Genomic DNA, 5,171 nt, shown 5'->3' on the forward strand with positions numbered 1-5,171 from the left:
ACACAACCCAAAAGGAAATAGGAGATTTTTTTCATGAATTTTACATTAATTATTAACGGCTAATTTACTATTTTTGTTCGAATAAAAAAATAATACTATGTTTGGAGACCTAATGGGAATGATGGGCAAATTAAAAGAAGCCCAACAAAAAGTAGCGGAAACAAAAAAACGCCTGGATCATGTTTTAATTGATGAAAAAAGTAGTGATGGCGCACTTGAAGTAACCCTTACAGCGAACAGAACAATTAAAAAAATTACTTTAAGTGACGAATTACTTCAAGACAAAGAAATGCTTGAAGATTATTTAGTTACTGTTTTGAACAAAGCTATTGAAAGAGCTACACATATCAACGAAACAGAATTAGCAGCTGTTGCTAAAGAAGGCATGCCAAATATTCCAGGAATGGATTTGTTCAAATAAATTTTTCATGCAAATCCTCACACAAACCCGAACAATACTTCTGTTTTTTTTTCTAAGTTCTGTTGCATTCTGCCAAGTTTCGATTTGCAGTTGGAACATCATGAATCTTGGTAAATCAAAATCGGATTATGAATTAACCGTCATGGCCAATACAATCAATAACTATGATATTATTGCCATACAGGAAGTCGTTGCTGGTTCTGGAGGAGCAAAAGCGGTAAGCCGATTGGTTAGTTTATTGAATACCAAAGGATCAAAATGGGATTATAGTATAAGCGAACCAACAACAAGCACAAATCCTGCCAGTCAAGAACGGTATGCTTTTATTTGGAAAACAGCACGTGTAAAAAAGATCGGCAGTAGTTGGCTCGACCAAAACTATGCCGATGCAATCGATCGCGAACCCTACATGAGTACTTTTGAATACCTTGGGAATCGATTTACTTTGGTTTCCTTTCATGCGGTACCCAAAAAGAAAAATCCTGCGAGCGAATTAAAATATTTCAAATTTTTTCAAAACGTATACCCCAAACTCAACTTAATTTTTTTGGGTGATTTCAATTGTCCACAAAGTCATACAGTTTTTAATCCTTTAAAAAACAAGGGCTTCGCTCCTATTTTAGTCAATCAAAAAACCAGTTTACGCCAAAAATGCATGAACAACGATTGTTTGGCATCTGAATATGATAATTTGTTTTATGACATTCGAAAAATTAAGATAAAACAAAAAGGTATTGTTCCATTTTATACAAAGTTTTCTTCAGTTAAAGAAGCTCGAAAAATATCAGATCACGTGCCAATTTGGTGTGTAATGGATATTAAATAATTCCCATGCCTAAAGCTATAGCCACAAAAAGCAATACAACTGAAACAAAAACTTGAACAAATTTCAACGTAACTTTCTTTAAAAGTTGGTTGCCCAAATAAGCTCCAGTTATTGCACAAAGTGTAGATGAAACCAACAAGATTTTATTTTCATATAATGTATATGTTGAAATCTTTGAAGCATAAACACTCAAGCGAGTAAAATCCACAAACATTGACACCACAATTCCTGTAGCAATAAAACTTTCTTTTGACAAACCTGCTTTGATTAAAAAAGCACTTCGCAAAGCACCTTGATGACCCGAAATTCCTCCAAAAAAACCACTTAAAATACCACCTAAAGGTAGTTTGTCTTTTCCAAACTCCAATTTACTCAAAAACGGAATCAGGTCTAAAAAAGCGAAAATTACCAATAAAATGGCAATTATAAATTTTACTGGAAAAACGAAAAGTTGTTCTCCAAAAAGGGAATAACTAAATAAAGGTGCTAAATCGGAAATTTGTAGCAACAACCAAGAACCTAAAAAAGCGGCGATAGTTGCTGGAATTCCAAATTTAAGCAACACTTCTTTATTCGCATGTTTTCCAACCAAAAAAAACTTGAATAAATTATTCGCAAAATGCACAATGCCACACAAACCAATAGAAATATCAACTGGAAAGAAAAGCATGAAAACAGGTGTCAATAAAGTTCCCAATCCAAACCCAGAAAAAAAGGTTAAAACGGCAGTTAAAAAGGCTACTATTGATATGACTATAATTTCCAAAATTAGAACGTTAATTTAGAAAAGACTTCCAAAACATAGTCGTGCATTACCTCTTTATAATCTAAATGAGTCACTATTCGTAATTTACCGTGTCCCATAGAACTGATTAATATTCCCTTTTGCTTCAATTTTTCCATGAATATTTTTTCATCTACAGTAGGTTGCAATCCAAAAATCAAAATATTGGTTTCTACCGTTTCTACATTGGCCACCCAAGGCATTTTCTCTAACAATGCACCTAATTCTTTTGCTCTTCTGTGATCAATTTCTAAACGAGTAATGTTATTTTGTAAGGCATATAAGCCTGCAGCTGCTAAAAAACCCGATTGACGCATACCGCCACCAAATATTTTTCGAATACGCAATGCTCGTTTCATATCGGATTTTGTTCCTAATAATACAGAACCAACAGGTGCCCCTAATCCTTTTGACAAACAAACTGAAATTGTATCAAACAATTCCCCAAACTGCTTAGGATGTTGTTTCTTTGCTACTAAGGCATTCCACAAACGGGCGCCATCCAAATGGTATTTCAGATTATTATCGATGCAAACTTGCTTGATTTCTTGTAACGTTTGTATTTCATAACAAGCACCACCCCCTTTATTTGTTGTGTTTTCGATACTGACTAACGATGTATGTGGTGCATGATAAAATTCAGGATCATTAATGGCGTTTTTAACCAAATCAGCCGTAATCATTCCACGATTTCCATCCACCAGACAACATGAAACACCACTATTGAAAGAAGCGCCACCACCTTCATAATGATAAATGTGTGCATATTTATCACAAATTACTTGTTCACCAGGCTGGGTATGCAATTTAATAGCCGTTTGGTTGGCCATAGTTCCTGAAGGAAAAAACAAAGCCGCTTCCATACCAAATAAATCTGCTAAGGTTTCTTCCAATTCATTAACTGTTGGGTCTTGCTTATACACATCGTCCCCTACTTTGGCGTTAAACATAACATTTAACATTTCTACTGAAGGGCGGGTTACGGTATCGCTAACTAAATTTATTTCCATAGTATTAAAAAGAATGCCTATTTTTGTGTTGTAAAACTACAATATTTATGATAAATATCGAACATGTCAGAGATATTATTGATCGCCTTGGTGCGTTAAGGAGGTATCTTTGACATTGATGCCAAAACGATTGAAATAACTAATGAGGAGGAGAAAACCTTTGCACCCGACTTTTGGAACAATGCTCGAGAAGCAGAAATTATTGTGCGCAATTTGCGTTCTAAAAAGAAATGGGTGGACGACTACAACAAAGGAATGGATCAAGTGGAAGAACTTCAAATTATGATGGAATTCTTCAAAGAAGGTGCAATTTTGGAAGAAGAAGTTGACCATTTTCACGCAGAAACACTTCGTCACATAGAAGATTTAGAATTTAGAAACATGTTGTCTGACGAAGGCGATAACATGAGTGCTGTCTTGCAAATTACAGCGGGCGCTGGTGGCACCGAAAGCTGCGACTGGGCTTCTATGCTCATGCGAATGTATTTGATGTGGGGTGAAAAACAAGGTTACAAAATCAAAGAATTGAACTTTCAAGAAGGGGATGTTGCAGGAATAAAAACGGTGACTCTAGAATTTGATGGTGATTTTGCATTTGGGTATTTAAAAGGTGAAAATGGCGTACACCGATTGGTGCGAATTTCGCCCTTCGATAGCAACGCTAAAAGACATACCTCGTTTGCTTCAGTCTATGTATACCCTTTGGTGGATGACACTATTGAAATTGAAATCAATCCCGCTGATATCGAAATTACAACAGCGCGTTCAAGTGGTGCTGGAGGACAAAATGTAAATAAAGTAGAAACCAAAGTACAATTGGTTCACAAACCCACTGGTATTCAAATTCAATGTTCAGAAACCCGTTCGCAACACGATAACCGCCAACGAGCATTACAAATGTTGAAGTCGCAGTTGTATGAAATTGAATTGAAAAAACAACAAGCGCAACGCAGCGATATTGAAGCGGGTAAAATGAAAATTGAATGGGGTTCTCAAATTCGAAATTATGTCATGCAACCCTATAAACTCGTTAAAGACGTTCGAACCGGAGTAGAAACTAGCGATGTCGACAGCGTCATGAATGGAGCTATTGATGCTTTTCTAAAGGGCTATTTGATGATGATGGGGCAAAAAGAAATATAAAAAAAAGAGGCTATTTACATAGCCTCTTTTTTTTATAAAGTATTAAATAAATAGTTTTAATAAAAAGTAAATAAGTGCTGCTAATACAGCGGAAACTGGAATAGTTAATATCCAAGCCCACAATAATTTAACCGTAACACCCCATCGTACAGCAGAAACTCTTTTGGTTACTCCTACTCCAATGATGGAACCCGTAATCGTATGTGTAGTAGATACCGGTATTTTAAAATGCTCTGTAGTAAATAGCGTTAACGCTCCTGCCGATTCGGCAACAACACCTTCAAAAGCAGTTACTTTTGTGATTTTAGACCCCATGGTCTTCACAATTTTCCAACCACCGCTCAACGTTCCTAATGCAATTACAGTATAACATGTTAATGGAATCCAACCTGGCATAACGCCATCTATTTTAACGCCGTCTTTTTCAGAAGGTAATACCACATTCAAATCCAACCAACCTGCAGACAAGTCTATATTTGGATTGGACTTGATATAAACAGCGACAGCTGCAGCAATAATACCCATTACTTTTTGAGAATCATTACCACCGTGACCTAAACTAAAAGCAGCAGAAGATAACAATTGCATTTTCTTTAAAACCGCCTCTGCTTTTGCAGTAGACAAACTACTGAATAACAAATTAAATAGGGCCAAACTATAAAAAATAAAAGCCACTAAAAACCATTTGATATTGTGAGGCTCTGTAATGACACTCCAAAATTCACTATCAAATCGAGGCTTTTTGATTTCTTCAAATGGAATCATTACCGAATATAAAAACCAAGCAAATAGAGTCATCAAAACAACTGTAAATAATTTTGGATAGATATTCTTCTTAGAAGAATACATCAACCACAAAGAAATACAATACGATATGATCATTCCTAACAAAGGAGCAAAAACAATAAATAAAATAACGATAACAACACCTGAAGGTAATAATTCTCCCTCTTTTGCTGCCTTAAACCAATTTACTATTTTAAAACC

General features: G+C 35.5%; 6 protein-coding genes. 3 read left to right on the top strand and 3 right to left on the bottom strand.

All coding sequences use genetic code 11. The features are described 5' to 3' along the window. Positions 1 to 97 precede the first annotated feature (97 nt). On the top strand, positions 98 to 421 hold the full coding sequence (locus ACIQ6Z_RS08905; protein WP_396210538.1) for a YbaB/EbfC family nucleoid-associated protein: 324 nt from the start codon (positions 98 to 100) through the stop codon (positions 419 to 421). A 7-nt stretch (positions 422 to 428) separates the two neighbouring features. After that, positions 429 to 1,247 (top strand): endonuclease/exonuclease/phosphatase family protein, encoded by an 819-nt coding sequence (locus ACIQ6Z_RS08910; RefSeq protein ID WP_396210539.1) that lies wholly within the window; start codon positions 429 to 431, stop codon positions 1,245 to 1,247. On the opposite strand, the gene ACIQ6Z_RS08915 is transcribed toward ACIQ6Z_RS08910, so the two are convergent. Both ACIQ6Z_RS08915 and ACIQ6Z_RS08920 read right to left on the bottom strand, forming a co-directional pair. Then, positions 1,240 to 2,013 carry a sulfite exporter TauE/SafE family protein gene (locus ACIQ6Z_RS08915; protein ID WP_396210540.1) on the bottom strand — a complete coding sequence of 258 codons (774 nt, stop codon included), beginning with the start codon at positions 2,011 to 2,013 and terminating at the stop codon, positions 1,240 to 1,242. The two genes, ACIQ6Z_RS08910 and ACIQ6Z_RS08915, sit on opposite strands and share 8 nt — an antisense overlap. 2 nt (positions 2,014 to 2,015) lie before the next feature. Next, on the bottom strand, positions 2,016 to 3,041 hold the full coding sequence (locus ACIQ6Z_RS08920; RefSeq protein ID WP_396210541.1) for a threonine aldolase family protein: 1,026 nt from the start codon (positions 3,039 to 3,041) through the stop codon (positions 2,016 to 2,018). 47 nt (positions 3,042 to 3,088) lie between these two features. Between ACIQ6Z_RS08920 and prfB the strand changes: the two genes are divergently transcribed. Beyond that, positions 3,089 to 4,184, top strand: a protein-coding gene (prfB, locus tag ACIQ6Z_RS08925) for a peptide chain release factor 2 (RefSeq protein ID WP_396210542.1) whose coding sequence is annotated in 2 segments (ribosomal slippage) — positions 3,089 to 3,151 and positions 3,153 to 4,184 — 1,095 coding nt in all. Because the reading frame shifts where the segments join, the coding sequence is not laid out codon by codon here. Positions 4,185 to 4,226: 42 nt separating this feature from the next. Here the strand turns inward: prfB and ACIQ6Z_RS08930 are convergent. After that, the coding region (locus ACIQ6Z_RS08930; RefSeq protein ID WP_396210543.1) for an anion permease at positions 4,227 to 5,171 on the bottom strand (945 nt) is incomplete at its 5' end.

The organism is Flavobacterium sp. (assembly GCF_044376915.1).
Taxonomy (GTDB): Bacteria; Bacteroidota; Bacteroidia; order Flavobacteriales; family Flavobacteriaceae; genus Flavobacterium.